The organism is Mycobacterium terramassiliense, from assembly GCF_900157385.1.
Taxonomy (GTDB): Bacteria; Actinomycetota; Actinomycetes; order Mycobacteriales; family Mycobacteriaceae; genus Mycobacterium; species Mycobacterium terramassiliense.
In genome coordinates this window covers 884625-910400 of record NZ_LT717701.1, presented here as the reverse complement: position 1 = coordinate 910400, position 25776 = coordinate 884625, and the positions used below count along the sequence as shown (strand labels likewise).

Below are 25776 nucleotides of genomic sequence, written 5' to 3'. Positions count from 1 at the left end.
TTACTTCAATCTGACACATGTTCTACTCGGTCAATTCCCCCCGCGAAATTCGCTTACACGGCCATTACTCCATCAGCCCGACGGCGGAAAAGTTCCGCTCCGGATCGCGTCCAGCAAAGTATTTTTGGAGCTCGCCGCTGAGTTGGCCCGGTTCCCACGCCGGCCCGTCCGCCGAGAACCTGTGCTCCGCTGTTGGCGCGGAAACCAGCGTCACCTGCGGACCGTAGACGATGAACACCTGACCGTTGACTTCCGCGGCGGCCGGCGATGACAAGAACTTGACCAGGCTGACCACGTGCTCCGGCGAGAGCGGGTCGATGCCGCCGGCCTCTACTTCGGGTGCCGCCCCGAAGACGTCGGCCGTCATCGCCGTGCGGGCCCGCGGACAGATCGCATTCGCGCACACCCCGTAGCGGCCCAGGGCCCGCGCGGCGGTGAGGGTGAGCGAGATGATGCCGGCCTTGGCCGCGCCGTAGTTGGCCTGGCCCACCGGCCCCACCAGACCGGCCTCGGAGGCGGTGTTGACGATGCGGCCGAAGACCGTCCCGCCGACGTCCTTGGCCTTCGTGCGCCAGTAGGTGGCCGCGTTGCGCGTCAGCAGGAAATGGCCGCGCAGGTGCACCGCGATGACGAGGTCCCATTCCTCGTCGGACATGTTGAACAGCATCCGGTCGCGAGTGATCCCCGCGTTGTTCACGACGATGTCCAGCCCGCCGAGCCCGTCGGCGGTGGCCACCAGCTCGTCGGCCGTGGCGCGCTCACTGATGTCCCCGGCCACGGCGACGGCCTTGACGCCGGTGGCGCTGATCTCGTCGATCACGTCGGAGGCATCCAGCGCGCCGGCGATGTCGTTGACGACGACGGTGGCGCCGAGGCCGGCTAAGCCGAGCGCCTCGGCGCGACCCAGTCCCGCGGCCGCACCGGTCACCACCGCGACCTTTCCGGACAGATCGGCCACGTTTGTGCTGCTAGTCAATTTATGAATACCTCTAGTCCTGGCGCAGCAAAGCGGCGCGGGGGCACTCGGCGATGGCCTGATCGGCCAGCTGCTCTCGGTCGGGCGGAATCGGATCGATCTTCACGACGGCGTAGTCCTCGTCGTCCAGGTCGAACAGGTCAGGCGCGATTCCCATGCACACCGCGTTCCCTTCACACCGGTCACGATCCACGATCACCCGCACGGCACCCTCCTCGAACCTGGCCTTCAAACTGAGCACTCGCCCCATCGGTATGTAGGTCCACCATAGGGCCCCGGTGCGTCAGGGGAAACGGTCGCTGGATTCCAAGACTAGAACGTGTTACAACCGGGGAGGCGAACGGGTAGCCGTTGGCAGGGTTACCACACGTGACGTGGCATTCGATATCGACGCTTAACGAACAAGGACGGCTGGTTATGCGCATCAGTTACACCCCTGAACAGGAGGAGCTGCGTCGCGAACTGCGGTCGTACTTCACCACGCTGATGACTCCGGAGCGCCGCGAGGCGCTGAGCTCCACACAGGGCGAGATCGGGACGGGCAACGCGTACCGCGAGGTCGTCTCGCAGATGGGCAAGGACGGCTGGCTGACCCTGAACTGGCCGAAGGAGTACGGCGGGCAGGACCGCTCGCCGATGGACTCGCTGATCTTCACCGACGAGGCGGCCATCGCCGGCGCGCCGGTGCCGTTCCTGACGATCAACAGCGTCGCGCCGACGATCATGGCCTTCGGCACCGACGAACAGAAGAAGTTCTTCCTGCCCAAGATCGCGGCCGGTGACCTGCACTTCTCGATCGGCTACTCCGAGCCGGGCGCCGGCACCGACCTGGCCAACCTGCGCACCTCCGCCGTTCGCGACGGCGACGACTACGTCATCAACGGCCAGAAGATGTGGACGAGCCTGATCCAGTACGCCGACTGGGTCTGGCTGGCGGTGCGCACCAACCCCGAGGCCAAGAAGCACCGCGGCATTTCGATGCTGGTGGTGCCGACGACCGCCGAAGGCTTTTCCTGGACGCCGGTGCACACGATGGCCGGCCCCGACACCAGCGCCACCTACTACACCGACGTGCGGGTCCCGGTGACCAACCTGATCGGCGAGGAGAACGGCGGCTGGAAGCTGGTCACCAACCAGCTCAACCACGAGCGGGTCGCCCTGGTGTCGGCGCAGCCGATCATCGTGGCCCTGCGCGAGGTCCGTGAGTGGGCCCAGCACACCAAGGACGCCAGCGGCGCCCGGCTCATCGACTCGGAGTGGGTGCAGCTCAACCTGGCCCGCGTGCACGCCAAGGCCGAGGTTCTCAAGCTGATCAACTGGGAGCTGGCGTCGGCGGCGAGTGAGAACTTGTCGCCGGCCGATGCCTCGGCGGCGAAGGTGTTCGGCACCGAGCTGGCCACCGAGGCATACCGCCTCCTGATGGAGGTGCTGGGTACCGCGGCCACAGTGCGCCCGGACTCGCCCGGCGCCGTGCTGCGCGGCCGCGTCGAGCGGATGCACCGGGCCTGCCTGATCCTGACCTTCGGCGGCGGCACCAACGAGGTGCAGCGCGACATCATCGGGATGGTCGCGCTGGGACTGCCCCGAGCCAACCGCTGAGCTTCCTCTATATAAGGACGAGAATTCATGGACTTCACGACAACGGAAGCCGCGCAGGACCTCGGCGGTTTGGTCGACACCATCGTGGATGCGGTGTGCACCCCGGAGCATCAGCGCGAGCTCGACAAGCTTGCGCAACGCTTCGACCGCGACCTGTGGCGCAAGCTCGTCGAGGCTGACATTCTGACCAGCGCGTCGGCAACGTCGCTGGGCGGCGACGGCTTTGGCGTCCTCGAGCAGGTGGCCATCTTGGTCGCGCTGGGCCACCAGCTGGCCGCGGTGCCCTACCTGGAGTCGGTGGTGTTGGCCGCCGGGGCGCTGGCCCGGTTCGGCTCCGACGAACTGCAGCAGGGCTGGGGCGGGCCGGCGGTTCGGGGCGAGAAGATCCTGACCGTCGCGCTCGACGGCGAAATGGGCGAGGGGCCGGTGCAGGCCACCCGTGCCGGTGACGGCTTCCGGCTCACCGGCAGCCGCACGCAGGTCGGCTTCGGCCCGGTCGCCGACGCCTTCCTGGTTCCGGCCGAAACCGATTCCGGTGCTGCCGTTTTCCTGGTTGCCGCCGACGATCCGGGCGTCACGGTGACGGCGCTGGAGACCACCGGCCTCGGCAGCGTCGGGCACCTGACGCTGGACGGGGTTCAGGTGGACGGCGGCCGACAGGTCGGGGACGGGATCGTCGCCGTCTGGCTCGACACGCTGACCACCTTGGGCCGCAGCGCCTATCAGCTCGGGGTGCTGGAGCGGGGCCTGCAGCTCACCGCCGAATACGCCCGGACCCGTGAGCAATTCGATCGCCCGATCGGCAGTTTCCAGGCGGTGGCGCAGCGGCTGGCCGACGGCTACATCGACGTCAAGGGGTTGCGGCTGACGCTGACCCAGGCGGCCTGGCGGGTTTCGGAGGACCACCCCGCCGAGATCGACGTGGCCAGCGCGGGGTTCTGGGCCGCCGACGCCGGGCATCGGGTGGCGCACACCGTCGTGCACGTGCACGGCGGCGTCGGCGTCGACACCGACCACCCGGTGCACCGTTACTTCCTGGCCGCCAAGGAAATCGAGTTCGCGCTGCGCGGGGCCACCGGGCAACTGCGCCGGATCGGCCGTGAACTGGCGGAAACCCCCGCCTGAGCGCGCGAGCAATCGACGGGGAGGGCCAAGTGGGTTTCGTGATTCCCGCCGACCCGACCGTCACCAAGCTGCTGGTCCCGCTGGCCGAGATCGACGACAGCGGCGTCTATTTCGAAGACTCGTTCACCAGCTGGCGCGATCACGTCCGCCACGGCGCCGCGATCGCTGCGACGCTGCGCGACCGCCTCGACCCGGCCAAGCCGCCGCATGTCGGCGTGCTGCTGGAGAACACCCCGTTCTTCTCGGCGATGCTGGTCGCGGCGGGGATGTCCGGGATCGTGCCGGTGGGGCTCAACCCGGTGCGCCGAGGTGAAGCGCTGGCCCGCGACATCGCGCATGCCGACTGCCAATTGGTGCTGGCTGACTCGAAATCGGCTGCGCCACTGGGCGATATCGAGCACACGAACGTCGATTCCGCCGAGTGGGCGTCCGAGATAGACGCGCACCGGGGCGCCGAGCTTCGTTTCCAGTCCGCGTCGCCCGCGGACCTGTTCATGCTGATCTTCACGTCGGGCACCAGCGGCGAGCCCAAGGCGGTGAAGTGCAGCCACGGCAAGGTGGCCATCGCCGGCGTGACGATGTCGCAGCGCTTCGACCTCGGCCACGACGACGTCTGCTACGTGTCGATGCCGTTGTTCCATTCCAACGCGGTGCTGGTCGGGTGGGCGGTGGCCGCGGCGTGCCAGGGCTCAATGGCCTTGCGGCGCAAGTTTTCCGCGTCGAACTTCCTGGCCGATGTCCGACGGTACGGCGCCACCTACGCCAACTACGTGGGCAAGCCGCTGTCCTACGTGCTCGCCACCCCCGAGCGGCCCGACGACGCGGACAACCCGCTGCGCGCGGTGTACGGCAACGAGGGTGTACCGGCCGACATCGAGCGCTTCGGGCGCAGGTTTGGGTGCGTCGTCCAGGACGGGTTCGGTTCGACCGAGGGCGGGGTGGCCATCGCTCGGACCCCGGACACCCCGCCGGGCGCGCTGGGGCCGCTGCCCGACGGGATAGCGATCGTCGACCCCGACACCGGCGAGCCGTGCCCGGTCGGGGTGGTCGGCGAGATCGTCAACACCGCGGGGCCCGGCCGCTTCGAGGGCTACTACAACGACGAGGCCGCCGAGGCCGCGCGGATGGCCGGCGGCATGTACCACAGTGGCGACCTCGCCTATCGCGATGAGGACGGCTACGCGTATTTCGCCGGGCGGCTCGGCGATTGGATGCGGGTCGACGGCGAAAACCTGGGCGCCGCCCCGATCGAGCGCGTGCTGTCGCGCTACCCGGACGCCACCGAGGTCGCGGTGTACGCGGTGCCAGACCCGGTCGTCGGCGACCAGGTGATGGCCGCGCTGGTCATGGCGGCCGGCGTGGAGTTCGATCCCGAAAAGTTCCGGGCCTTTCTGGCCGAGCAGCCCGACCTGGGACCCAAGCAATGGCCGTCGTACGTCCGCGTCAGTCCGGAGCTGCCGCGCACGGTGACCTTCAAGGTACTCAAGCGGCAGTTGTCGGCGCAGGGCGTCGACTGCGGCGATCCGATGTGGCCGATTCGCCGGTAGCGCCGAGCCGACATGACCCCCGCACCGCCCCGACTGGAGGCGAGCTTTCGAGAGCTTGCCGCCGCCGTCCCGGCGACGATCGGCGTCGCGGTCGCCCGTTCCGACGTTGCCGACGTGCTTTCCTTGGGCCGATGGTCATCCGGTGTCGCGTGGTCGACGATCAAAGTACCGCTGGCAATCGCGGCCCTGCGTCGCGATCCCGCGCGTGCCCAAGAGTTGGTCGTCAAGGCCATCACCGAGTCCGACAACGAGGCGTCCGAGCGGTTGTGGTCCCAGTTGGGCGATCCCGCCCGGGCCGCCCTCCAGGTACAAGCCGTCGTCGCCGAATGCGGCGACGCCGACACCGCGGTCGAATCGCAACGAATTCGTCCGCCCTTCACCGCGTTTGGCCAAACGCAATGGTCCCTGGATAGTCAGGCACGATTCGCCGCGGGACTGCCCGCGCTCGGTGACGCCGCGATCGTCGTCGACCTGATGCGCCAACTGACCACCGACCAGCGCTGGGGCCTGGCCGCCAAAGGCATTGCGGCAAAAGCCGGTTGGGGACCCGGATCCGCCGACGACTACCTGGTCCGGCAGTTCGGCATCGTCCCAACGGAATCGGGACATCTGGGTGTGGCGCTGGCGGCGCAAGCCGGGGCGTTCGACGCCGGGGTCGCCGTCATCGACGCGATGGCCGACTGGCTCGTCGCGCAGTTACCCGCAATACGCGAACCGTGACGGCACCGCGTTGGTGGGCATCGCCAACCCATTACCCGGCGGTGGCATCGGCGCCGGCACTATCCCATCAGCGAGGGCACCACCGCGTCGATGAGGTGCGGACCGGGTTCGGCGAAGGCCGCGCGCAGGGCGTCGGCGAACTCCTCGGCGGTGGTGACGCGGCGCGCCGGGACCCCCATACCTTCGGCTATCTTGACGAAATCCATTGTGGGACGGGATAAGTCGAGCAAATCAAGCGCCTTGGGGCCGGGCGCGGACCCGACTCCGACACGTTGCAGCTCGACGCGCAAGATGTCGTAGGCGCTGTTGTCATAGAGCACGGTGGTCACGTCGAGGTTCTCTCGGGCCTGGGTCCACAACCCCGAAATCGTGTACATGGCGGACCCGTCGGATTCCAGGCACAGCACCGGACGATCCGGCGCGGCCACGGCCGCGCCCACCGCGGCCGGGATGCCGTAGCCGATCGCGCCGCCGGTGAGCGTCAGCCAATCATGAGCCGGCGCACCGGCGGTGGCCGCGGCGAGCAGGAGGCCGGAGGTGTTGGACTCGTCGACGACGATCACGCGTTCGGGCAGCAACGCCCCGATCACGTCGGCCGCCGACGCCGACGTCAACGCGCCCGTCGGCAGCCGCGGGCGCGACGCTTCCGCCGCCGGCGCGGCCGTGTCCGGGGCCACTTCGTCGGCCAAAGCGACCAAAGCGGCTGCGGCGCCGCCGTGTTCGGCGAGCACGTGCACCTCGCAGCCGGCCGGCACCAGGTCGCTGGGCATGCCCGGGTAGGCGAAGAAGGACACCGGCGACTTGGCGCCCGCCAACACCAGATGCTTGGCGCCGTTCAGCTGGGCGGTGGCGGCCTCGGCGAAGTAAGCCAGCCGCTCGACCGCGGGAACGCCCGCGCCGCGCTCCAGTCGGGTCGGGAACGTTTCACAGAGCAGCCGGGCGCCGGTGGCCTGGGCGATCCGCGCCGCGGCCGCCAGCCCCGGCCCGCGGGTCGCGTCGCCCCCGATCATGAGCACCGTGGGCTCCCCGGAACGCAGCACCTGGAGCGCCGCGGACGCCAGCTGCGGATCTGGCCTGGAGGGATTCGCGGGCGCCGTGGCCGCGGGTTGCGCCCCGTCGGACCAGGACACGTCGGCGGGCAGGATCAGGGTGGCGATCTGCGAGCCCGACCGGCTGGCGGCGACCGCCTCGGCCGCGTCGGACGCGACGTCGGCGGTCTTGTCCGTGCGGCGCATCCATCCCGAGACGCTGCCGGCCAGCGCGTCGATGTCGGATTCCAGTGGGGCGTCGTACTTTTTGTGGTAGGTGGCGTGATCGCCAACGACCACCACCATCGGCACGTGCGCGCGCCGCGCATTGTGCAGGTTGGCCAGGCCGTTGCCCAACCCGGGCCCCAGGTGCAGCAGCACCGCGGCGGGCCGGTCGGCTATCCGCGCGTAGCCGTCGGCCGCGCCGGTGGCGACACCCTCGAAAAGGGCCAGCACGCCGCGCATTTGGGGAACCGTGTCGAGTGCGGCCACGAAGTGCATCTCCGACGTGCCGGGGTTGGCGAAGCAGACGTCGACGCCGCCGTCTACCAGGGTGTTGATCAGTGCCTGAGCGCCGTTCACCTGTTTGCCTCCAGTCCGAAAACACGTTCGGCGTTGCCGCGCAGGAAGTCTCGGCGGGCCTCATCGCTGAGCCCGAGTTCGTCCACTCCCGCCAGAGCGTGCGTGTGGGTGATCATCGGGTAATTGGTGCCGAACAACACTTTGCGTTGGCCGGTACCGGTTTTCATGAAGCGGACGAGCTCGTCGGGGAGCCGTTTGATGGTGTAGGCCGAGGTATCGATGTAGACGTTCTCGTGCTTGCGGGCGACCGCTACCATCTCCTCGGTCCACGGATAGCCGACGTGGCCGCACACGATGACGAGCTCCGGGAAGTCGAGCGCCACCTGGTCGATGTAGGGAATCGGGCGTCCGGTCTCCGACGGCCGCAGCGGGCCGGTGTGCCCGACCTGGGTGCAGAACGGCACGGCGGACTCCACGCATTCGGCGAACAGCGGATAGTAGCGGCGGTCGGTGGGCGGCGCGTTCCACAGCCACGGCACCACCCGCAGGCCCACGAAGCCCTCTTGCACGCGGCGCCGCAGCTCGCGGACCGCCGCCATCGGGCGATCGAGGTCGACGGCGGCCAGACCCGCGAACCGGGTCGGGTGTGACCGCACCCATTCCGCGACCTCGTCGTTGGAGACCAGGTCCTGGCCGGCCGGGCCGCGCCAGGCGCTGAGCAGGCCGAAGCCGACGTCGGCGGCGTCCATGGCCGCGAGGGTCGCCTCGATGGGAATGTCGGTCTCGGGGATCGACCCGCCGGTCCAGCGCCGCAGCGAGGCCAGCATGTCGCTGCGCAGGAACCGTTGCGTCGGATGCTGCATCCACACGTCGATCGTCATCGCGATCGACTGTAGACGGCGGTGTTGGTCAGGCCGAGAGCGCGGCGCGGGCGGCGGCTCCCGTCCGCGCGGCGTGCCCGCCGCCGAACAGCACGACGTGGGCCAGCAGCGGGTAGAGCTGGCGCAGCCCGATGCGGCCGCGCCAACCCGAGTGCAGCGGTCGGACCCGCTGGTAACCGGCCAGGATGGCGTCGTAGTGCGGGCAGCCGAACAGCGCGAGCATCGCCAGGTCGGTCTCGCGGTGACCGGCGTGCGCCGCCGGGTCGATCAGCACCACCCCGTCGGCCGTCCACATCACGTTGCCGCTCCACAGGTCGCCGTGCAGCCGGGCCGGCCGGTCATCGTCGTCGAAGTCGCCCGCGCGGCAGCGAGCCGCGACGGCGTCGATCGCGGCGCGGGTCGACGCGTCCAGCCGCGGCGCGGCCAACTCGGCCATCGGGGCCAGCCGCTCGTCGGCGTAGAAATCGCCCCACCGTCGGTGCCGACGCAGCGACATCGGCAGCGGCCGCGACAGCGGCCCGAAGAACCCGGCCCCGTCCCACCCGTCGGGTCCCGCGCCGAACGCCGGGGCGCCCGCGTCGTGGGTGACGGCCAATTGCGCGCCGAACGTGTCCGCCGCCTCGGCGGTCGGGGGCACGGATTCAAGCCGCTGCAGGGTCAGGCTCGTCGGGCCAACCGAGACAACCCGGGCGCAGGGCACGCCGCCGTCGACGTCGCCGAGCCACCCCAAACCCGCTGCCTCCCAGGCGAAATAGCCGGCGGGCGCGTCCGGGTGCTGCTTGACGAAGTCGGTCACGCCGCTAGGTGCGCCTCAGGTCGTCGCGTGGCTCGCATGCACGTCGTCGGCCGGGCGCGCCTCGGTCTGCTCCTTGGCCCAGCGGTAGTCGGGTTTGCCGGCGGGCGAACGCTTCACTTCGTCGACCAACCAAAGGCTGCGCGGCACTTTGTATCCCGCGATCTCGGACCGCACAAAACTGTCCAGCTCCGCCAGCGTTGGCCGGCAGCCGGGCCGGGGCTGCACGACGGCGGCCACGTGCTGGCCGTAACGGGGGTCGGGCACGCCCACCACGAGCGCGTCGAAGACGTCGGGGTGGCCCTTCAACGCGGCCTCGACCTCCTCGGGGTAGATCTTTTCGCCGCCGCTGTTGATCGACACCGAGCCGCGGCCCAGCATCGTGACCGTGCCGTCCTCTTCGACCAGGGCCCAGTCCCCGGGGATGGCGTAGCGAACGCCGTTGATGGTCTTGAAGGTTTCGGCCGTCTTCTTCTCGTCCTTGTAGTAGCCGACCGGGATGTTGCCCTTCTTGGCGATGAAGCCACGCACACCCGAGCCCGGCTTCACCTCGTTGCCCTCCTCGTCGAGCACGACGGTGCGGTGGTCGATGGTGACCCGGGGGCCGCCGCTGTGCGGCGCACCCGCGGCCACGACGCTGGTGCCGCCAAACCCGGTCTCGGAGGAGCCGATGGAATCCGTGATGACCCGGTTGGGCAGCAGCTCCAGCAGCCTCTCCTTGATGCTTGGCGAGAACAGCGCCGCGGTGCTGGCCAGCAAGAACAGCGACGACAGGTCGTATTCGTGTTCCTTGTCCAGCGCGTCGAGCAACGGCCGGGCCATCGCGTCACCGGTGAAGAACAGCAGGTTGACCTTGTGCTCGTGGATGGTGCGCCACACCTCTTCGGCGTTGAATTCCGGTGCCAGCACGGTGGTTTGACCCGAGAAGATCGACATCCAGGTCGCCGATTGGGTGGCGCCATGGATCATCGGCGGAATCGGGTAGCGGACCATCGGCGGGGTGGCGACGGCGCTTTTGGCCAGGTCGTACTCGTCCTTGACGAATTCGCCCGTGGCAAAGTCGGTGCCGCCCAACAGCACCCGGTAGATGTCCTCGTGGCGCCACATCACGCCCTTCGGGAAGCCGGTGGTACCCCCGGTGTACAGCAGGTAGATGTCGTCGGCGCTGCGCTCGCCGAAGTCGCGCTCGGGTGAGCCCTGCGCGATCGCGGAGTAGAACTCGACGCCCCCGTAGCGCTGGTAGTCGCTGTCGGAGCCGTCCTCGATGACCAGGATGGTCTTGACGTTGGGGGTGTCCGGCAGCACGTTGGCGACCCGGTCGGAGTACTGGCGCTCGTGCACCAGCGCCACCATGTCGGAGTTGTCGAACAGGTAGCGCAGCTCGCCCTCGACGTAGCGGTAGTTGACGTTGACCAGGATGGCCCCGGCCTTGACGATGCCGAGCATCGCGATCACGATCTCGATGCGGTTGCGGCAGTACAGGCCGACCTTGTCGTCCTTCTTGACGCCCTGGTCGATCAGGTAGTGCGCGAGGCGGTTGGCCTTCTCCTCCAGTTCGGCGTAGGTCAGCTTCTCATCGCCGCAGATGAGGGCGACACGGTCAGGCACAGCGTCGATGGCGTGCTCGGCGAGGTCGGCAATATTCAGGGCCACGGCCACCAAATTAGAACGTGTTACATTTCTTGACAAGCTCGCCCCCCACGACGACGGAAAGGCGGTAGCTGTGACTCAGGCGCCAGCAAACGAACAATCGGGACCGGACGCCCTCGTCGAGCAGCGCGGTCACACCCTGATCGTCACGTTGAACCGGCCGCACGCCCGCAACGCGCTGAGCACCGAAATGATGGAAATCATGGTGCAGGCCTGGGATCGCGTCGACAACGACGACGACATCCGCTGCTGCATCCTGACCGGGGCCGGTGGCTACTTCTGCGCCGGCATGGACCTCAAGACGGCGACCAAGAAACCGCCCGGCGACTCGTTCAAGGACGGCAGCTACGACCCGTCACGGATCGACGCGTTGCTCAAAGGCCGCAGACTCACCAAACCCCTCATCGCGGCCGTCGAAGGGCCCGCGATCGCCGGCGGCACCGAGATCCTGCAGGGCACCGACATCCGGGTCGCCGGCGAGAGCGCGAAGTTCGGCATCTCGGAGGCCAAGTGGAGCCTGTACCCGATGGGCGGCTCGGCCGTGCGGCTGGTGCGGCAGATCCCCTACACCGTCGCGTGCGACCTGCTGCTCACCGGCCGGCACATCACCGCCGCCGAGGCCAAGGAGATCGGCCTGATCGGCCACCTGGTGCCCGACGGCCAGGCGCTGACCAAGGCGCTGGAGATCGCCGAACTGATCGAGAACAACGGCCCGCTCGCCGTGCAGGCGATCCTGCGGGCGATCCGGGAGACCGAGGGCCTGCACGAGAACGATGCCTTCAAGATCGACACCCAGATCGGCATCAAGGTGTTCCTGTCCGACGACGCCAAGGAAGGCCCGCGGGCGTTCGCCGAGAAACGCAAGCCCAACTTCCAGAACCGCTGACCGCAGCGCCCCGTCCCCGTTGCCGAACGTGAACTGTCGGCGGGATTTCGCCGGAATTTGATACCTGGCTTCACGCTCGGCGCGGTTGTCGGTGGTCCGAGCCACACTGCCTGAGTGGGAGAACCTTTGATCGGCAGCGAAGCACTCGCTGCGGGCGCTTTGACGCGGCATGCGCTGCGAAGCAGATTCGTCGCCCTCCATCCGGACGTCTACGTCCCGTGCGACGAGGACTTGACCGCAGTGACGCGCGCGCGTGCCGCCTGGCTGTGGTCCCGGCGGCGCGGGGTGGTCGCGGGGCATTCCGCGTCGGCGCTGCACGGCGCCAACTGGGTGGATCGCCGCGCGCCGGCGCAATTGCTCTACGAGCACCGTCGCCCCCCGGCCGGCATCCGTACCTGGTCGGACACCGTCGCCGACGATGAGACTGAGGTGATCGGTGACGTGCTGGCGACGAATCCGGCCCGCACAGCGTTCGACCTGGCCTGTCGCAATCCGGTCGGGGACGCGGTCGCCGCTATCGATGCCCTGGCTCGGGCAACCCGACTGAAGGTCGCCGATGCGGAATTGGTTGCGGAACGCTACAAAGGCCACCGGAACATCCGGCGAGCCAGGCGCGCGCTCGCGCTTGTCGATGCCGGTGCGGAGTCACCCCGGGAGACCTGGCTGCGGCTCACCGTCATCGAGGCCGGATACCCTCCGCCGCAGACCCAGATCCCGGTCTACGGCGAATATGGCGAGCTTGTCGCGGTTGTCGACATCGGTTGGGAGGAGCTCAAAATAGCCCTCGAGTACGAGGGCGACCACCATCGGACCGATCGTCGGCAACTGCGCCGGGACATCGACCGCTATGAAGCGCTGCACGCTTTGGGTTGGATCGCCATCCGCGTCACGGCCGACCACACGCGGGGCGGCGTCCTGGCGCGGCTGGCCACGGCGTGGGATCGCCGAACGTGAACTCACGCACGAAATTTGGCCGATTCCTCGCCGTGAGTGCACGCTCGGCGAGGCGCGAGCCCTCTAGCCCAACGGCGCGGTCGGGCTGAACGCCACCGGCATCTTCTCCAGGCCGGACACGAAGTTCGCCGGCCGCAACGGCAGCGCCGCATCCGAGGCCAGCCGCAGGTCCGGAAGGCGCTGCAGCAGCCGCGTTTGCATGATCGACAGCTCCAGGCGGGCGAGCTGATTGCCCAGGCAGAAATGCGTCCCGAAGCCGAACGCGAGGTGGTTGTTCGGGTAGCGCTCGATGTCGAAGCTCTCCGGATCGTCAAAGACCTTCTCGTCGAAGTTCGCCGACTCGAACAGCAGGATCATCTTCTCGCCCTGGGTCAGCTTGGTGCCGTGGAACTCGGTGTCGGCGGTGATCGTGCGGGCCATGTTCTTCACCGGGGCCGTCCAGCGCAGCATCTCCTCGATCGCGTTGGGCAACAAATCCAAATCGTTGACCAGGCGCCGGTGCTGATCGGGGTGTAACAGCAGCTGCCGGGTTCCGCCGGACAGGGTGTGACGGGTGGTCTCGTCGCCGCCGATGAGCAGCAGCAGCACCTCGGTGACGATCTGGTGGTCTTCCAGGCGCGATCCCTCGACCTCGGCGTGAACCAGGACGCTGACCAGGTCGTCGGTCGGTTCGGACTTGCGGGCCGCGATCATGCCCATCATGTATTCGCTGTAGGCGGCGAAGGCCTCCATGGTGACCTGAATGTCGGCTTCGGCCGCGGTGCTGCTCAAGGCGCCGACCAGATCGTCGGACCACTTGAGGAACATCTCGCGTTCCTCCGGCAACACCCCGAGCATGTCGCCGATGACCGCCATCGGCAGCGGCGCGGCGAGGTCCCAGACGAAGTCGCACTCGCCCCGTTCGCACACGGCGTCGATCAGCGTGTCACACAGCGAAACAATCTTGGACTCTTGGTCTTTCACCCGCTTGCGGGTGAAACCGGAGTTGACGAGCTTGCGGCGCAACAGATGTTGGGGGTCGTCCATCTCGATCATCATCTCGACCCCGTCTTGGTCGGGTCGGATGCCGCCGGCGTTCGAGAACAGCTCGGGGTTGCGCTCGGCGTCGATCACCGCCTGGTACGTCGACGCGGCGGCCAACCCGTTGCGGTCCCGGAAGACCGGCTCGTTCTGCCGCATCCAACGGTAGACGGCATGGGAGTCGCCCGCGTAGAAGGTGCCGTCGGTCAGGTCGACGTCTGGCCTGGTCATCGTCATGGGAGCTCCTGGGCGTCACCGAATGTCATCTGTACCTGGTCCGCGGAACTGGACAGCAGCGCGCGCTTCGGAAGGCCCAGCGACGCCAGCTCTTTCGCGTACGGGTGATCGCCGAGCCGGACGCGCACTCCACCGAGTCGGGTCCGCACGCCGTCCAGCGTGTGTTCGAAGGCGGTCTCACGGGTGATGCCGTCGCGGTGCGAGTAGCTGCGCTGGGCCGACTGGCGCGGGGTCAGCGAAATCGGCAGGCCGCGACGGAAGTCCATGCCGATCACCAGTTGCCCGTCGACGGTGCAGTCGAACCCGAACTCGCGGCCCTCCCGAATGGTGAAGTCCGCCATGACTTTCGGGTAGCCCCAGATCTTGGTACCCGCCTCCAGGGTGAACGCCTGGTCGACGGGCAGGTGATGGATGAACGCGCCCGCCGACTGCAGCGCCCGCGGCCCGCTCGCGTTCGAGCCGGGCGGGTTGACCATGACGCTGGTGCCGAACTCGTAGTACTGGCCCAGATCGCCGTCGATGTAGTGCATCAGCATCAGCACCACGATCGTGCGCCCGGGCAGGTAGCGGCAGACCTGCAGGCCGCTGTAGTCGATCAGGTGCTGGGCGGCGTCGGCGTCCACCGAGAACATCGCCATGTGCTGATTTGCCTTGCGGATCTGCACCGGCATCGTGATCACCGTGCCCGCGATGGTGTGCTGCGAGGCTGTCATCGGGCCAATCTAGAACGCGTTCTACTCCCCTGGCAAGGAACGCCTAAACCAGCGTGGCAAGCTCGCTGATCTGCTCAGTGCTTCGGCCGGACACCACCATCATCGTTACGCCCGCGGCCTCCCAGACCTTGATCTGCTTACGCACGTAGTCCAGGTCGCCGACGATCGCGGCGTCGTCGACGAGCTCGTCGGGAATGATCTTCCCGGCCTCGTCCTTTCGGTTCGACCGGAACAGCTTCGTCACGTCGTCCACGACCTCCGCATAGCCCATCCGGCGGTAGACGTCGGCATGGAAGTTGGTGTCCTCCGCGCCCATCCCGCCCATGTAGAGGGCCAGGTAGGGCTTCATGGCCGCGAACGCGGCGCTGCGGTCGTCGGTGATGACGATGTTGGCGGTCGCGCAGATCTCGAAGTCCTCGCGGCTGCGGCGCGCGCCGGGCCGGGCGAACCCCTCGTCGAGCCATTCGTTGTAGGTGTCGGCCATTCGCGGTGTGTAGAAGATCGGCAGCCAGCCGTCGCAGATCTCGGCGGCCAGCGCGACGTTCTTCGGGCCCTCGGCGCCCAGCATGATCGGGATGTCGGCGCGCAGCGGATGGGTGATGGGCTTGAGCGGCTTGCCCAGCCCGGTGGTCTCGGGCCCCGTCAACGGCAGCGGGTAGTGCGGCCCGGAACTGGTCACCGGCTTTTCGCGCGCCCACACCTGCCGCAGGATGTCGATGTACTCGCGGGTGCGCGCCAGCGGTTTGGGGAATCGCTGCCCGTACCAGCCCTCGACCACCTGCGGGCCGGACACGCCCAGCCCGAGGATGTGCCGACCGCCGCTCAAATGATCCAAGGTCAGCGCGGCCATTGCGCAGGCCGTCGGAGTCCGCGCGGACAGCTGGACCACCGACGTGCCCAGCCGCACCCGCGACGTCGAGGATCCGTACCAGGCCAGCGGCGTGTAGGCGTCGGATCCCCACGCCTCGGCGGTGAACACGGCGTCGAATCCGGCTTGCTCGGCCGCGGTGACGAGTTCCGTGGCGTTCTCCGGCGGTTGAGCGCCCCAATACCCCAGCTGCAACCCAAGCTTCATAGCCTCCGCCTTCCGACCCGACCCAGTGTTGAAACGATTCTTAGAACCTGTTCTACTCGAAGGCGTGACAGCCAGTTCGAGCAGCCCGACCTTGATAGATCATCCTGAGCCACCGCTCTCCGCGCCACTGACGTTGTCCTTCGACTACACCCGTTCGGTGGGCTCCACGCTCAGCAAGTTCTTCACCGCGTTGCGTGAGCGCCGCATCCTGGGGGTGCGCGGATCCGATGGCCGGGTACATGTCCCGCCGGCGGAATATGACCCGGTTACCTATGAGCCGCTGGGCGAGATGGTACCGGTGTCGGCGGTCGGCACCGTCGCGTCCTGGACGTGGCAGCCCGAGCCTTTGCAGGGGCAACCACTGGACCGGCCCTTCGCGTGGGCACTGATCAAGCTGGACGGCGCGGACACGCTGTTAATGCACGCGGTGGATGCGGGCGAACCCGAGGCTATTCGGACCGGCGCCCGGGTCCACGTGCACTGGGCCGACGAGACGGTCGGCGCCATCACGGACATCGCCTACTTCGCGCTCGGCGACCAAGCCGAGGCCGTCCCCGATTCGACCGATGGGGACCAGGAACCGGTCACCATGATCGTGACGCCGATCTCGCTGACGATCCAGCACACCGCCTCGCACGAAGAGAGCGCGTACCTGCGCGCCATCGCCGAGGGCAGGTTGTTGGGGGCGCGCACTGGTGAGACAGGCAAGGTGTACTTCCCGCCGCACGGGGCCGACCCGGCCACCGGCCAGCCGACCACCGAGTTCGTCGAGCTGCCCGACAAGGGCACGGTGACGACGTTCGCGATCATCAACATCCCGTTCCAGGGCCAGCGCATCAAACCGCCCTACGTGGCGGCCTACGTGCTGCTCGACGGCGCCGACATCCCGTTCCTGCACCTGGTCGCCGACATCGACGCCCACGAGGTGCGGATGGGCATGCGGGTCGAGGCGGTGTGGAAACCCCGCGAGGAGTGGGGTTTTGGCATCGACAACATCGAGTACTTCCGGCCGACCGGGGAACCCGACGCCGACTACGACACCTACAAGCACCACCTGTAAAGGGCTTAGGAACACATGAGCGCTCGCAACGTGGCGGTCGTCGGCTTCGCCCACGCCCCGCATGTCCGCCGTACCGACGGCACCACCAACGGCGTCGAGATGTTGATGCCGTGCTTCGCCGAGCTCTACGAGCAGCTCGGCATCACCAAGGCCGACATCGGCTTCTGGTGTTCGGGATCGTCCGACTACCTTGCCGGACGGGCGTTTTCGTTCATCTCCGCGATCGACTCCATCGGCGCTGTTCCCCCGATCAACGAATCGCATGTCGAGATGGACGCGGCGTGGGCGCTGTACGAGGCCTACATCAAGATCCTGACCGGCGAGGTCGACACCGCGCTGGTGTACGGCTTCGGCAAGTCCTCGGCCGGAATCCTGCGCCAAATCCTGTCGCGCCAGACCGACCCCTACACCGTCGCGCCGCTGTGGCCCGATTCGGTGTCGATGGCCGGCCTACAGGCCCGCATCGGGCTCGACACCGGCAGGTGGACCGAGACGCAAATGGCGCGTGTCGCGTTCGAATCCTTCGCGTGCGCAAAACGAGTGGACTCCGTGCAGCCTCCCGTCAGCCTCGACGACCTGCTGGAGCGGCCGTTCTTCGCCGACCCGCTGCGCCGGCACGACATCGCCCCGATCACCGACGGCGCCGCCGCGATCGTGCTCGCCGCCGACGACCGGGCGCGCGAGTTGCGCGAAAACCCGGCCTGGATCACCGGCATCGAGCACCGCATCGAATCACCGTCGCTGGGCGTCCGGAATCTCACCGAATCGCCATCGACCACCGCCGCGGCCAAGGCGGCCACCGGCGGGAACACCCGCGACCTAGACGTGGCCGAGATTTGCGGGCAGTTCACCCACCAGCACCTGATCCTCGCGGAGGCGATCGACATACAGGAGGCCACAAAGGTGAATCCCTCCGGTGGCCCGCTGGCGGCCAACCCCATGTTCGTCGCCGGCCTGGAGCGGATCGGCTTTGCCGCACAGCACATCTGGAACGGGTCGGCCGGACGGGTGCTGGCCCACGCCACCAGCGGGCCCGCGCTGCAACAGAACCTGGTCGCGGTCATGGAAGGAAAGAACTGATGGCCGGAGCGGGAGCACACCTGGCCGCGGTACTGGGTACCGGGCAGACCAAGTACGTCGCCAAGCGCAAAGACGTTTCGATGAACGGGCTGGTGCGCGAGGCCATCGACCGGGCGCTGGAAGACTCGGCTTGCACCTTCGACGACATCGACGCCGTCGTGGTGGGCAAGGCGCCGGACTTCTTCGAGGGCGTGATGATGCCGGAGCTGTTCATGGCCGACGCCGTGGGCGCCACCGGCAAGCCGCTGATCCGGGTGCACACCGCGGGCTCGGTCGGCGGGTCCACCGCGGTGGTGGCCGCCAGTTTGGTCCAGTCCGGGAAGTACCGGCGAGTGCTGGCGATGGCCTGGGAGAAGCAGTCGGAGTCAAACGCCATGTGGGCGTTGTCGATTCCGATCCCCTTCATCAAGCCGGTCGGCGCCGGCGCCGGCGGTTACTTCGCCCCGCACGTCAGGTCCTACATTCGACGGTCGGGGGCACCTCTGAACATCGGCGCCATGGTCGCGGTCAAGGACCGGCTCAACGGAGCCCGCAACCCGCTGGCCCATCTGCACCAGCCCGACATCACCCTGGAGAAGGTGATGGAGTCCCCGATGCTGTGGGACCCGATCCGCTACGACGAGACCTGCCCGTCCTCCGACGGTGCCGCCGCCGTGGTGATCGGCGACGAGGAAAGCGCCGAAGCCCGCCTGGCGCAGGGAAATCCGGTCGCCTGGATCCACGCCACCGCGCTGCGCACCGAGCCGCTGCAGTTCTCCGGCCGCGACCAGGTGAGCCCGCAGGCGGGGCGTGACGCGGCCGCGGCGCTGTGGAAGGCGGCCGGCATCACCAGCCCGATCGACGAGATCGATGCCGCCGAGATCTACGTGCCGTTCTCGTGGTTCGAGCCGATGTGGTTGGAAAACCTCGGTTTTGCCGCCGAGGGCGAAGGCTGGAAGCTTACCGAGGCCGGCGAGACCAAGATCGGCGGGCGGCTGCCGGTGAACCCGTCGGGCGGCGTGCTGTCGTCGAACCCGATCGGGGCCTCGGGCCTGATCCGGTTCGCCGAGGCGGCGATCCAGGTGATGGGCAAGGGCGGGGATCACCAGGTGCCCAACGCCCGAAAGGCCCTGGGGCACGCCTACGGCGGCGGCTCGCAGTACTACTCGATGTGGGTCGTGGGGGCGGACAAACCCGAAAGAGGTTGACAATGACCGACACTCAGGAAAAGACCAAGCACCCCGCTCACGAGGCCGGCCGCCGCTCCCGCGAGGCGGTGATGGCCAGGGACAAGGCGGCCTGGCTGGAGGTGTTCGCCGACGACGCGATCGTCGAAGATCCGATCGGCCCGTCGGCCTTCGATCCCGAAGGCAAGGGGCACAGGGGGCGCGACGCGATCTCGGCGTTCTGGGACCTGGCCATCGCCCCCACCACGAAGATCGAGTTCGTCTTCCGCGACACCTACCAGTGCGGCAACGAGGAAGCCAACGTCGGGCACATCCTCATCACGACGGGTGACTATCAGGTCACCGCCGAAGGCGTGTTCACCTACAAGGCCAACGACGAGGGCAAGATGGTCGCCCTGCGCGCGTATTGGGAAATGGACCAGGCAGCCGCGAGCGTCCGAAAGGTTGCCGGCGCGTAATTCGGCGCCGGCCCGCGGGCATGACGGGCTGATCTTGCGCGGATATGATTCCGCGTGCAGATGGCCGTCGCCGCACTGGCGGCGTCGACCCGAAGTTCGGGAAGGTGCGCCATGTTTTTTGTGATCACCTCGCCGGAGACGATGACGGCAGCGGCGGCGGACCTCGCGGCCATCGGATCGACGATCAGCACAGCGAATCAGGCGGCCGCGGCCCCGACGACGGCGATGCTGGCGCCCGCGACCGATGAGGTGTCGACGGCCATCGCGGCGCTGCTCGCTGAGCAGGGCCAGGCCTATCAAGCGCTGGCCGCACGCACGGTGGCGTTTCACGACGGCATCGTGCGCACCCTGAACATGGCGGCGGGTACTTATGCCGCGACCGAAGCCGCCAATGCCTCGCCCTTGCAGGCCATTGAGCAGCAACTGCTGAACGTGGTCAACGCACCGACCCAGGCGCTGGTGGGGCGACCGCTGATCGGTAACGGTGCCAACGGCCAGCCGGGAACGGGGCAAAATGGCGGCAACGGCGGCATCTTGTTCGGCAACGGCGGTGGCGGTGGCTCGGGCGCAGCGGGCCAGAACGGCGGAAACGGCGGTGCCGCCGGACTTTTCGGGGGCACCCCCGGGGCCGGCGGTGCCGGCGGGAATTCAACTACCGTCAACGGCGGTAACGGCGGGGCCGGTGGCGCTGCCGGACTGTTCGGTGCCGGCGGTGCCGGCGGCGCCGGCGGGCTTGGCGGCCCCAATGGGGGCGCCGGCGGCGGGCGGAAACGGCGGAAACGGCGGTAACGGCGGAAAGGCCGGCTGTTGCGGCTCCGGCGGCACGGGCGGGGCCGGCGGGGAAGCCATCGCCAACTTGGGCGTCGGCGGCAAGGGCGGCAACGGCGGCAACGGCGGCAACGCCCAGCTGGTCGGCAACGGCGGTGACGGCGGTAACGCCGGGGTCGGCCTGGTGGGCGGCAACGGGAACGGGGGCAACGGCGGCACCGCCGGGCTGCTGTTCGGCTTCATCGGGACACCCGGGCAGACGTAGTCGCTAACGGAAGTCGTTGCCAGATAAAGCGACCCATCGAAGGTTCGGGGTCAGCTCTGTGTTCGCTTGTGCGACAGAGCTTTCGGCGTCGAGGCCTAAATCGGCTCCAGGCCGGCAAGGTGACGCTGCGCCAGCTCACGATAGGCCTGCGGGTTGACGTTGATCCACATCTCCGCGCCGGTTCCGGCGACCGGTCCCTTCACCTGCGCCGGCGACCCGACCGCCAGCATCCCGGCCGGAATCTGGGTGCCGGCCAGCACCAGGGAACCCGCCGCGATCAGGCTGCGGGCGCCGATCACCGCGCCGTCCAAAACCGTGGCGTGGTTGGCGATCAGCGCCTCGGGGCCGACGTGCACCCCGTGGATGACGCACATGTGCGCCACCGTCGCCCCGGGGCCGATGTCGACGGGGATGCCCGGCGGAGCGTGCAGTACCGATCCGTCCTGGACGTTGGCACCCTCGCGCACCACGATGGGCCCGTAGTCGCCGCGCAGCACCGCGTTGAACCAGACCGACGCCCCCGCCTCCACGGTGACGTCACCGATCAGGGTCGCGGTCGGGGCCACAAACGCGGTGGGGTCGATCCGGGGCGACCGACCCTCGAAAGCAAACAGCGGCATCGTCTAGATATACCCCAGCGTCGATATGCCCTAGCCAGGGCAGCCTTCGTTGCCCACCGTGACCCAAAACTGTAACGTGTTCTAGTTAGAGACTACTTGGAGGTGGAAGGTGAGTACCGACACCAAGGCGGTCGGCATCCGGGAAATCGACCCCGGCGCCTTGCCGACCAGATACGCGCGCGGCTGGCACTGCCTGGGCGTCGCAAAGGACTTCCAGGACGGCAAGCCGCACCCCGTGCAGGCGTTCGGCACCAAGCTGGTGGTTTTCGCCGATTCCCACGGGGACCTGAAGGTGCTCGACGGCTACTGCCGGCACATGGGCGGCGACCTGTCCGAGGGCACCATCAAGGGCGACGAGGTCGCCTGCCCCTTCCATGATTGGCGCTGGGGCGGCGACGGCCGCTGCAAGCTGGTGCCGTACGCCAAGCGCACCCCCAAGACCGCGCGCACCCGGTCGTGGACCACCGACGTCCGCGGCGGCCTGCTGTTCGTCTGGCACGACCACGAGGGCAATCCGCCGGACCCCGCGGTCAGGATCCCGGAGATCCCCGAGGCGGCCAGCAACGAATGGACCGACTGGCGGTGGAACCGCATCCTCATCGAGGGCTCCAACTGCCGCGACATCATCGACAACGTCACCGACATGGCGCACTTCTTCTACATCCACCTGGGGTTGCCGACGTACTTCAAGAACGTCTTCGAGGGCCACATCGCCTCGCAGTACCTGCACAACGTCGGCCGGCCCGACGTGGAGGATCTGGGGACCTCGTACGGCGAAGCGCACTTGGATTCTGAAGCCTCTTATTTCGGGCCGTCGTTCATGATCAACTGGCTGCACAACAGCTACGGCGGCTACAAGGCCGAGTCGATCCTGATCAACTGCCACTACCCGGTCACGCAGAATTCGTTCGTGCTGCAGTGGGGCGTCATCGTCGAAAAGCCCAAGGGCATGGACGAAGCGATGACCGACAAGCTGTCCCGGGTGTTCACCGAGGGCGTCAGCAAGGGATTCCTGCAGGACGTCGAGATCTGGAAGCACAAGACCAGGATCGAAAACCCGCTGCTGGTCGAGGAGGACGGCGCCGTCTACCAGCTGCGTCGCTGGTACCAGCAGTTCTATGTCGACGTGGCCGACATCACCCCAGAGATGGTGGAGCGCTTCGAGATCGAGGTCGACACCACCCGCGCCAACGAGTACTGGAACGCCGAAGTCGAGGAAAACATGAAGGCGCGGGAGTCCGAAGAGGTACCCGCCGAGCAACATTAGGACCATGCCCGAAGATCACCCGGCAGTACCGGACGTCGATCGGCTCGCCCGGTCGATGCTGCTGCTGTATGGCGATCATCACGATCACGACGAATCGCCGCCGCGAGACGGTGGGACGGGATCCTGGTCCAAGTCAAGGGATTTCGCTAACGACCCGCAACGCGCCGCCGCGGTCGCCGAGGCCAGCCGCGCCGATCGTGAGCGCTACCTGACGTCGGGGCTGCTGCCGGTGGATTGCCGCTTCTGCCACGTCACGGTCACCGTGCGGCGGCTGGGCCCGGGTCACACCGCGGTGCAGTGGAACACCCAGGCGGTGCAGCGTTGCGCGTACTTCAGCGAGATTCGCGAATCCGGCGGGGACACCGCGCGGGCTCGCGCCTGCCCCAAGCTGAGCGACAGCATCGAGCACGCCGCCGCCGAGGGCTACCTGGACCACCCGGACGACGACTGAGTCAGTCGCCTCGGGGCAGTTTGGTTATCGCCTCGAAGGCCTCGAGGAACACCTCGGCGATATCGTCGTCGCGCGCGCCGGCCAGCGGCTTCTTTCCTAGCAACACCCGCTGCACCCCGATGCCCAACAACAAGGCCGTGACCATGTCCGCGCGAATCCTGGGCCGGTCGGCGGCTATCCGCCGGGCCAGGTTGCGGGTGAGGCCCGCGTCGAGCTGGGCATTGAGGCGCGCCACCACCGCGGGGTCCCCACTGGACCGCAGCAACGCGAACAACGGCGCGTCGACGTCGCGGCGGGCAGCCAGGACGCGGGCGATCAACCGCTCCCCCAGCGCCTGGTCGGCTGCGCCCAGGAGTTGCGCCACGTCTTCCGAAACATCGGTCGCCTCCTCGAAAAGCCTTTCCTTGGAACCGAAGTAACGGCGGACCAGGGTGACATCCACGCCGGCCTTCGCGGCGACCTCGCGCAGGCCGATGGCGCTATAGCCGCGCGCCAGGAAAAGCTCGCGCGCCGCTTCCAGCAGTCGGGTCCGGGTGGCGCCGGCATCGCGGCGCCGCGGCGACACGCTGCTCATGTCACTCCCTTCGCATTGTCCACGACTGTAGACATAGTCAGCGGGGCGGCGCTAGGCTGGCGGATATGTCTACAACTGTAGACGTAGTGGCGGGGAGGAGATGCCATGACCGGGGTCATGCTGGTCAAACAACGGGTCGCCAGCGTCGACCGATGGAACAACGTGTTTCGCGGTGCGCAGCTCGACGCAATCCGGCGCCGGCACGGACTCGTGGTGACGGGGACCTACGTCGACGGGGACGACCCCGACACCGTCATCGTCGTCATGGACATGGAAAACATCGATGCCGCACGGCGGTTCGCGGCCTCACCGGAGCTGACCGCGGCGCGTGAGCGAGCGGGCGCGGTCGGGCCCCCCGACGGGGTGTGGCTGGGGCCGCGCCGGATCGAAGGTTGACCGTGCCAGCGAGAGGTCACAGCCCCGCGAATCGCTCCTTCACCGCTTCCTCGGTCAACCCGTAATCGGCAAGCCAATACTTGTGTTTGGGCGCACGCTCGCCGGACTGGCTAGCGGCATGACTCTTCTCCATGGCCGTCCGGGCCTCGTCGGTCAGCGCCAGGCCGAAGTGCCGGTAGATGTCGGCCACCGTGCCCATCGGATCGGCGATCAGGGCGCGATAGTCGACGTCGTAGAACTGGGCCGGGTCGTATTTGGCCCGCGCGGTGTTGAATCGTTCCAAACCGCGCGACCAGGTTTCCATTGAGTCAGCGCCGATTTGGGCGCCCACGAATGTCGTCGACCATCCCTCCGCGGTGTGCTGCGCCAGTGAGCACATCGAGGCCATGATGGTCTCGACGGGCCGGTGGGTCTGAATGACCAGCGCGTCCGGATAAGTCGCCATCAGCGCGTCCAACGCGAAAAGGTGGCTGGGGTTCTTCAGCACCCACCGCTTGTCGGCGTCGTTGAGCCCGATCAGCTGGAGGTTCTTGCGATGCCGGCGATACGACGGCGTCCAGTCCTGCTCCGACAACCACTTCGAGTAGCTGGGCAGGTGCGACAGGGTCTCGTAGGACACCGAATGCAGTGACTGCCGCAGCAGCTGCCAGCACTCCTCCAGCTCGTATGCGGCCATGAAATGCAGACCGGTGTAGCCGGGGTTTTCCTGGTGGTGCTGGGTGAATTGCGCGTCAAGCTGGCGATACATCGGGTTGGATTCCCAGGTCTCGCGCGGCGGGCGCGGCTGCGGGAACTCCGCCAGCCACATGTGCAGACCCTGATGCGCCGGGTCGGCGCCCAGCAGGCGGTGCAGGGCCGTGGTGCCGGTGCGCACCAGCCCGGTGACGAAGATCGGTCGTTCGATCACGACGTCGGCGTGCTGTGGGTATTGCTTCCAAGAGGATTCGGACAGCAGCCGGGCCACCAGCGCGCCACGCAGAAAGAACCGATTCATCTTGCTGCCCAACACGGTGAGGCCCGCTTCGCTGCGGTAGGAGTCCAGCAGCACCCCCAGCGCCTCGCGGTAGTTGTCGTCGTCGGCGCCGAAGTCGTCCAGCCCGGTCAGCTTGGTGGCCGACGCGTGCAGTTCGTCGACCGTCCCCACATCAGTGCGGTCGGCCATCAGGTGTGGTACTCCCCGCAGTTCACGTCCAGCGTCTGACCCGTGATGCCGCTGGACAAATCGCTGGCCAGGAACAGGATCGCCGAAGCCACCTCGTCCTCGGTGGGCAGTCGCTTCAGGTCGGAGTTCGCGGCGGTGCCCTGGTAGATCTGGTCCGCGGTGGTGCCGTACTTTCCGGCCTGGTGTTCGAAGTAGGCCTTCAGCGTCTCGCCCCAGATATAGCCCGGTGCAACGGAATTGACGCGAATACCCTTCTCGCCGAGTTCGGTGGCCAGCGACTGCGACATCGCCAGCAGAGCCGACTTGGCCATTTTGTACGCCCCGTACTTCGCTTGCGAGTGGCGCAACACCATCGAGTTGACGTTGACGATCGATCCGTGCGACTCCTCGAGCGCCGGCGTCAGGGCCTGGATGAGCCGCAACGCCCCCAGCGCGCTCAACTCGATCGCATCGCGGATGTGCTGAAATGACGTGCCGGACAAGGGCTTCATCGACGGCACCCGGAACGCGTTGTTGACCAGCACGTCGACCTTGCCGTAGCTCGCCATGGCGGTCTCGACGAGGTAGTCCACCTCTTCGTCGTTGGTGATGTCGGCACGCACCGCCAACGCCTTGCGCCCGGAGTCGTTGATCTCCTTGGCCACCGCCTCCAGCCGGTCCAGGCTCCGGGCGGCCAGCACCAGGTCGGCACCGTCACGCGCGCACCGGTGCGCCAGCGTGGTGCCGAGCCCCGGCCCGACGCCACTGATGACGACCACCTTTCGTTCGAGCATTCCTGACATC

26 protein-coding genes and 1 pseudogene are annotated in these 25776 nt (G+C 67.8%); 14 read left to right on the top strand and 13 right to left on the bottom strand.

The window, feature by feature from the left end; genetic code table 11:
* Positions 1–64: 64 nt before the first annotated feature.
* Both MTAB308_RS19135 and MTAB308_RS19130 read right to left on the bottom strand, forming a co-directional pair.
* Entirely contained in the window at positions 65–976 is a 912-nt protein-coding gene (locus tag MTAB308_RS19135) for a 3-oxoacyl-ACP reductase (RefSeq protein WP_077101282.1), read from the bottom strand.
* Positions 977–989: 13 nt separating this feature from the next.
* On the bottom strand, positions 990–1181 hold the full coding sequence (locus tag MTAB308_RS19130; protein WP_066916368.1) for a ferredoxin: 192 nt from the start codon (positions 1179–1181) through the stop codon (positions 990–992).
* A 212-nt stretch (positions 1182–1393) separates the two neighbouring features.
* On the opposite strand from MTAB308_RS19130, the gene MTAB308_RS19125 reads away from it, so the two are divergent.
* The 4 genes from MTAB308_RS19125 to MTAB308_RS19110 are packed head-to-tail and all read left to right on the top strand — an operon-like array spanning position 1394 to position 5967.
* The gene (locus tag MTAB308_RS19125) at positions 1394–2575 is read left to right on the top strand and encodes an acyl-CoA dehydrogenase (RefSeq protein WP_077101280.1); all 1182 of its coding nucleotides are present in this window, start codon (positions 1394–1396) and stop codon (positions 2573–2575) included.
* Positions 2576–2602: 27 nt separating this feature from the next.
* On the top strand, positions 2603–3700 hold the full coding sequence (locus MTAB308_RS19120; RefSeq protein ID WP_077101278.1) for an acyl-CoA dehydrogenase family protein: 1098 nt from the start codon (positions 2603–2605) through the stop codon (positions 3698–3700).
* A gap of 38 nt (positions 3701–3738) precedes the next feature.
* Positions 3739–5247, top strand: a complete 1509-nt coding sequence (fadD17, locus tag MTAB308_RS19115; protein WP_108637452.1) for a long-chain-fatty-acid--CoA ligase FadD17 — start codon at positions 3739–3741, stop codon at positions 5245–5247.
* 12 nt (positions 5248–5259) lie between these two features.
* Complete coding sequence (locus tag MTAB308_RS19110) at positions 5260–5967, top strand: serine hydrolase (protein ID WP_077101276.1); 708 nt, start codon at positions 5260–5262, stop codon at positions 5965–5967.
* A 59-nt stretch (positions 5968–6026) separates the two neighbouring features.
* On the opposite strand, the gene MTAB308_RS19105 is transcribed toward MTAB308_RS19110, so the two are convergent.
* From MTAB308_RS19105 to MTAB308_RS19090, 4 genes are read right to left on the bottom strand one after another with little or no spacing between them, the layout of a single operon-like run.
* Positions 6027–7577 (bottom strand): acetolactate synthase large subunit, encoded by a 1551-nt coding sequence (locus tag MTAB308_RS19105; protein ID WP_077101274.1) that lies wholly within the window; start codon positions 7575–7577, stop codon positions 6027–6029.
* Positions 7574–8398 (bottom strand): amidohydrolase family protein, encoded by an 825-nt coding sequence (locus tag MTAB308_RS19100; RefSeq protein WP_077101272.1) that lies wholly within the window; start codon positions 8396–8398, stop codon positions 7574–7576. The genes MTAB308_RS19105 and MTAB308_RS19100 overlap by 4 nt, the downstream gene beginning before the upstream one ends.
* Before the next feature lie 28 nt (positions 8399–8426).
* Entirely contained in the window at positions 8427–9194 is a 768-nt protein-coding gene (locus MTAB308_RS19095; protein ID WP_077101270.1) for a fructosamine kinase family protein, read from the bottom strand.
* Between the two features lie 15 nt (positions 9195–9209).
* Positions 9210–10850, bottom strand: a complete 1641-nt coding sequence (locus tag MTAB308_RS19090) for an acyl-CoA synthetase (RefSeq protein WP_077101268.1) — start codon at positions 10848–10850, stop codon at positions 9210–9212.
* 64 nt (positions 10851–10914) lie between these two features.
* On the opposite strand from MTAB308_RS19090, the gene MTAB308_RS19085 reads away from it, so the two are divergent.
* Both MTAB308_RS19085 and MTAB308_RS19080 read left to right on the top strand, forming a co-directional pair.
* A complete protein-coding gene (locus MTAB308_RS19085; RefSeq protein ID WP_077101266.1) occupies positions 10915–11727 on the top strand; it encodes a crotonase/enoyl-CoA hydratase family protein in 813 nt (270 codons plus the stop codon).
* 114 nt (positions 11728–11841) lie between these two features.
* Positions 11842–12681, top strand: coding sequence for a hypothetical protein (locus MTAB308_RS19080; RefSeq protein ID WP_066916328.1), 840 nt, complete (start codon positions 11842–11844; stop codon positions 12679–12681).
* A gap of 63 nt (positions 12682–12744) precedes the next feature.
* On the opposite strand, the gene MTAB308_RS19075 is transcribed toward MTAB308_RS19080, so the two are convergent.
* The 3 genes from MTAB308_RS19075 to MTAB308_RS19065 are packed head-to-tail and all read right to left on the bottom strand — an operon-like array spanning position 12745 to position 15726.
* A complete protein-coding gene (locus MTAB308_RS19075) occupies positions 12745–13938 on the bottom strand; it encodes a cytochrome P450 (protein WP_066916330.1) in 1194 nt (397 codons plus the stop codon).
* On the bottom strand, positions 13935–14651 hold the full coding sequence (locus tag MTAB308_RS19070; RefSeq protein ID WP_077101264.1) for an acetoacetate decarboxylase family protein: 717 nt from the start codon (positions 14649–14651) through the stop codon (positions 13935–13937). The genes MTAB308_RS19075 and MTAB308_RS19070 overlap by 4 nt, the downstream gene beginning before the upstream one ends.
* Positions 14652–14694: 43 nt before the next feature.
* Positions 14695–15726, bottom strand: coding sequence for an LLM class F420-dependent oxidoreductase (locus tag MTAB308_RS19065; protein WP_066916334.1), 1032 nt, complete (start codon positions 15724–15726; stop codon positions 14695–14697).
* 64 nt (positions 15727–15790) lie between these two features.
* Between MTAB308_RS19065 and MTAB308_RS19060 the strand changes: the two genes are divergently transcribed.
* The 5 genes and pseudogenes from MTAB308_RS19060 to MTAB308_RS19040 all read left to right on the top strand — a co-directional run.
* Positions 15791–16786, top strand: a complete 996-nt coding sequence (locus MTAB308_RS19060) for a Zn-ribbon domain-containing OB-fold protein (RefSeq protein WP_077101262.1) — start codon at positions 15791–15793, stop codon at positions 16784–16786.
* A 15-nt stretch (positions 16787–16801) separates the two neighbouring features.
* A complete protein-coding gene (locus MTAB308_RS19055) occupies positions 16802–17866 on the top strand; it encodes a thiolase domain-containing protein (protein WP_066916338.1) in 1065 nt (354 codons plus the stop codon).
* Complete coding sequence (locus MTAB308_RS19050) at positions 17866–19053, top strand: thiolase domain-containing protein (RefSeq protein WP_066916340.1); 1188 nt, start codon at positions 17866–17868, stop codon at positions 19051–19053. Before MTAB308_RS19055 ends, MTAB308_RS19050 begins: the two co-directional genes overlap by 1 nt.
* 2 nt (positions 19054–19055) lie before the next feature.
* Positions 19056–19490: a nuclear transport factor 2 family protein gene (locus MTAB308_RS19045; RefSeq protein WP_066916342.1), complete on the top strand. Its 435-nt coding sequence runs from the start codon at positions 19056–19058 to the stop codon at positions 19488–19490.
* A 111-nt stretch (positions 19491–19601) separates the two neighbouring features.
* Positions 19602–20499: pseudogene (locus MTAB308_RS19040) on the top strand (PE family protein); the annotation flags it as partial.
* Positions 20500–20618: 119 nt separating this feature from the next.
* On the opposite strand, the gene MTAB308_RS19035 reads toward MTAB308_RS19040, so the two are convergent.
* Positions 20619–21143 (bottom strand): gamma carbonic anhydrase family protein, encoded by a 525-nt coding sequence (locus MTAB308_RS19035; protein WP_066916347.1) that lies wholly within the window; start codon positions 21141–21143, stop codon positions 20619–20621.
* Between the two features lie 109 nt (positions 21144–21252).
* Between MTAB308_RS19035 and MTAB308_RS19030 the strand changes: the two genes are divergently transcribed.
* The gene (locus MTAB308_RS19030; RefSeq protein WP_066916349.1) at positions 21253–22410 is read left to right on the top strand and encodes a 3-ketosteroid-9-alpha-monooxygenase, oxygenase component; all 1158 of its coding nucleotides are present in this window, start codon (positions 21253–21255) and stop codon (positions 22408–22410) included.
* A 4-nt stretch (positions 22411–22414) separates the two neighbouring features.
* A complete protein-coding gene (locus MTAB308_RS19025; protein WP_077101258.1) occupies positions 22415–22861 on the top strand; it encodes a hypothetical protein in 447 nt (148 codons plus the stop codon).
* 1 nt (position 22862) lies between these two features.
* Here the strand turns inward: MTAB308_RS19025 and MTAB308_RS19020 are convergent, their stop codons facing one another.
* Entirely contained in the window at positions 22863–23435 is a 573-nt protein-coding gene (locus tag MTAB308_RS19020) for a TetR/AcrR family transcriptional regulator (protein WP_066916353.1), read from the bottom strand.
* 105 nt (positions 23436–23540) lie between these two features.
* On the opposite strand from MTAB308_RS19020, the gene MTAB308_RS19015 reads away from it, so the two are divergent.
* The gene (locus MTAB308_RS19015) at positions 23541–23831 is read left to right on the top strand and encodes a hypothetical protein (protein ID WP_235852806.1); all 291 of its coding nucleotides are present in this window, start codon (positions 23541–23543) and stop codon (positions 23829–23831) included.
* Positions 23832–23847: 16 nt separating this feature from the next.
* Here MTAB308_RS19015 and MTAB308_RS19010 read toward each other — a convergent pair whose 3' ends face one another.
* Both MTAB308_RS19010 and MTAB308_RS19005 read right to left on the bottom strand, forming a co-directional pair.
* The gene (locus MTAB308_RS19010) at positions 23848–24993 is read right to left on the bottom strand and encodes a sulfotransferase family protein (RefSeq protein ID WP_077101256.1); all 1146 of its coding nucleotides are present in this window, start codon (positions 24991–24993) and stop codon (positions 23848–23850) included.
* The gene (locus MTAB308_RS19005; protein WP_066916357.1) at positions 24993–25775 is read right to left on the bottom strand and encodes an SDR family oxidoreductase; all 783 of its coding nucleotides are present in this window, start codon (positions 25773–25775) and stop codon (positions 24993–24995) included. Before MTAB308_RS19005 ends, MTAB308_RS19010 begins: the two co-directional genes overlap by 1 nt.
* Position 25776: the final 1 nt, after the last annotated feature.

Bases quoted from the DNA above. Each gene is read 5' to 3' on its own strand.
- MTAB308_RS19125 (WP_077101280.1), top strand. From the start codon at position 1,394: ATGCGCATCAGTTACACCCCTGAACAGGAGGAGCTGCGTCGCGAACTG.
- MTAB308_RS19120 (WP_077101278.1), top strand. From the start codon at position 2,603: ATGGACTTCACGACAACGGAAGCCGCGCAGGACCTCGGCGGTTTGGTC.
- MTAB308_RS19110 (WP_077101276.1), top strand. From the start codon at position 5,260: ATGACCCCCGCACCGCCCCGACTGGAGGCGAGCTTTCGAGAGCTTGCC.
- MTAB308_RS19100 (WP_077101272.1), bottom strand. From the start codon at position 8,398: ATGACGATCGACGTGTGGATGCAGCATCCGACGCAACGGTTCCTGCGC.
- MTAB308_RS19075 (WP_066916330.1), bottom strand. From the start codon at position 13,938: ATGACGATGACCAGGCCAGACGTCGACCTGACCGACGGCACCTTCTAC.
- MTAB308_RS19070 (WP_077101264.1), bottom strand. From the start codon at position 14,651: ATGACAGCCTCGCAGCACACCATCGCGGGCACGGTGATCACGATGCCG.
- MTAB308_RS19065 (WP_066916334.1), bottom strand. From the start codon at position 15,726: ATGAAGCTTGGGTTGCAGCTGGGGTATTGGGGCGCTCAACCGCCGGAG.
- MTAB308_RS19055 (WP_066916338.1), top strand. From the start codon at position 16,802: ATGAGCGCTCGCAACGTGGCGGTCGTCGGCTTCGCCCACGCCCCGCAT.
- MTAB308_RS19050 (WP_066916340.1), top strand. From the start codon at position 17,866: ATGGCCGGAGCGGGAGCACACCTGGCCGCGGTACTGGGTACCGGGCAG.
- MTAB308_RS19045 (WP_066916342.1), top strand. From the start codon at position 19,056: ATGACCGACACTCAGGAAAAGACCAAGCACCCCGCTCACGAGGCCGGC.
- MTAB308_RS19035 (WP_066916347.1), bottom strand. From the start codon at position 21,143: ATGCCGCTGTTTGCTTTCGAGGGTCGGTCGCCCCGGATCGACCCCACC.
- MTAB308_RS19025 (WP_077101258.1), top strand. From the start codon at position 22,415: ATGCCCGAAGATCACCCGGCAGTACCGGACGTCGATCGGCTCGCCCGG.
- MTAB308_RS19020 (WP_066916353.1), bottom strand. From the start codon at position 23,435: ATGAGCAGCGTGTCGCCGCGGCGCCGCGATGCCGGCGCCACCCGGACC.
- MTAB308_RS19015 (WP_235852806.1), top strand. From the start codon at position 23,541: ATGACCGGGGTCATGCTGGTCAAACAACGGGTCGCCAGCGTCGACCGA.
- MTAB308_RS19010 (WP_077101256.1), bottom strand. From the start codon at position 24,993: ATGGCCGACCGCACTGATGTGGGGACGGTCGACGAACTGCACGCGTCG.
- MTAB308_RS19005 (WP_066916357.1), bottom strand. From the start codon at position 25,775: ATGTCAGGAATGCTCGAACGAAAGGTGGTCGTCATCAGTGGCGTCGGG.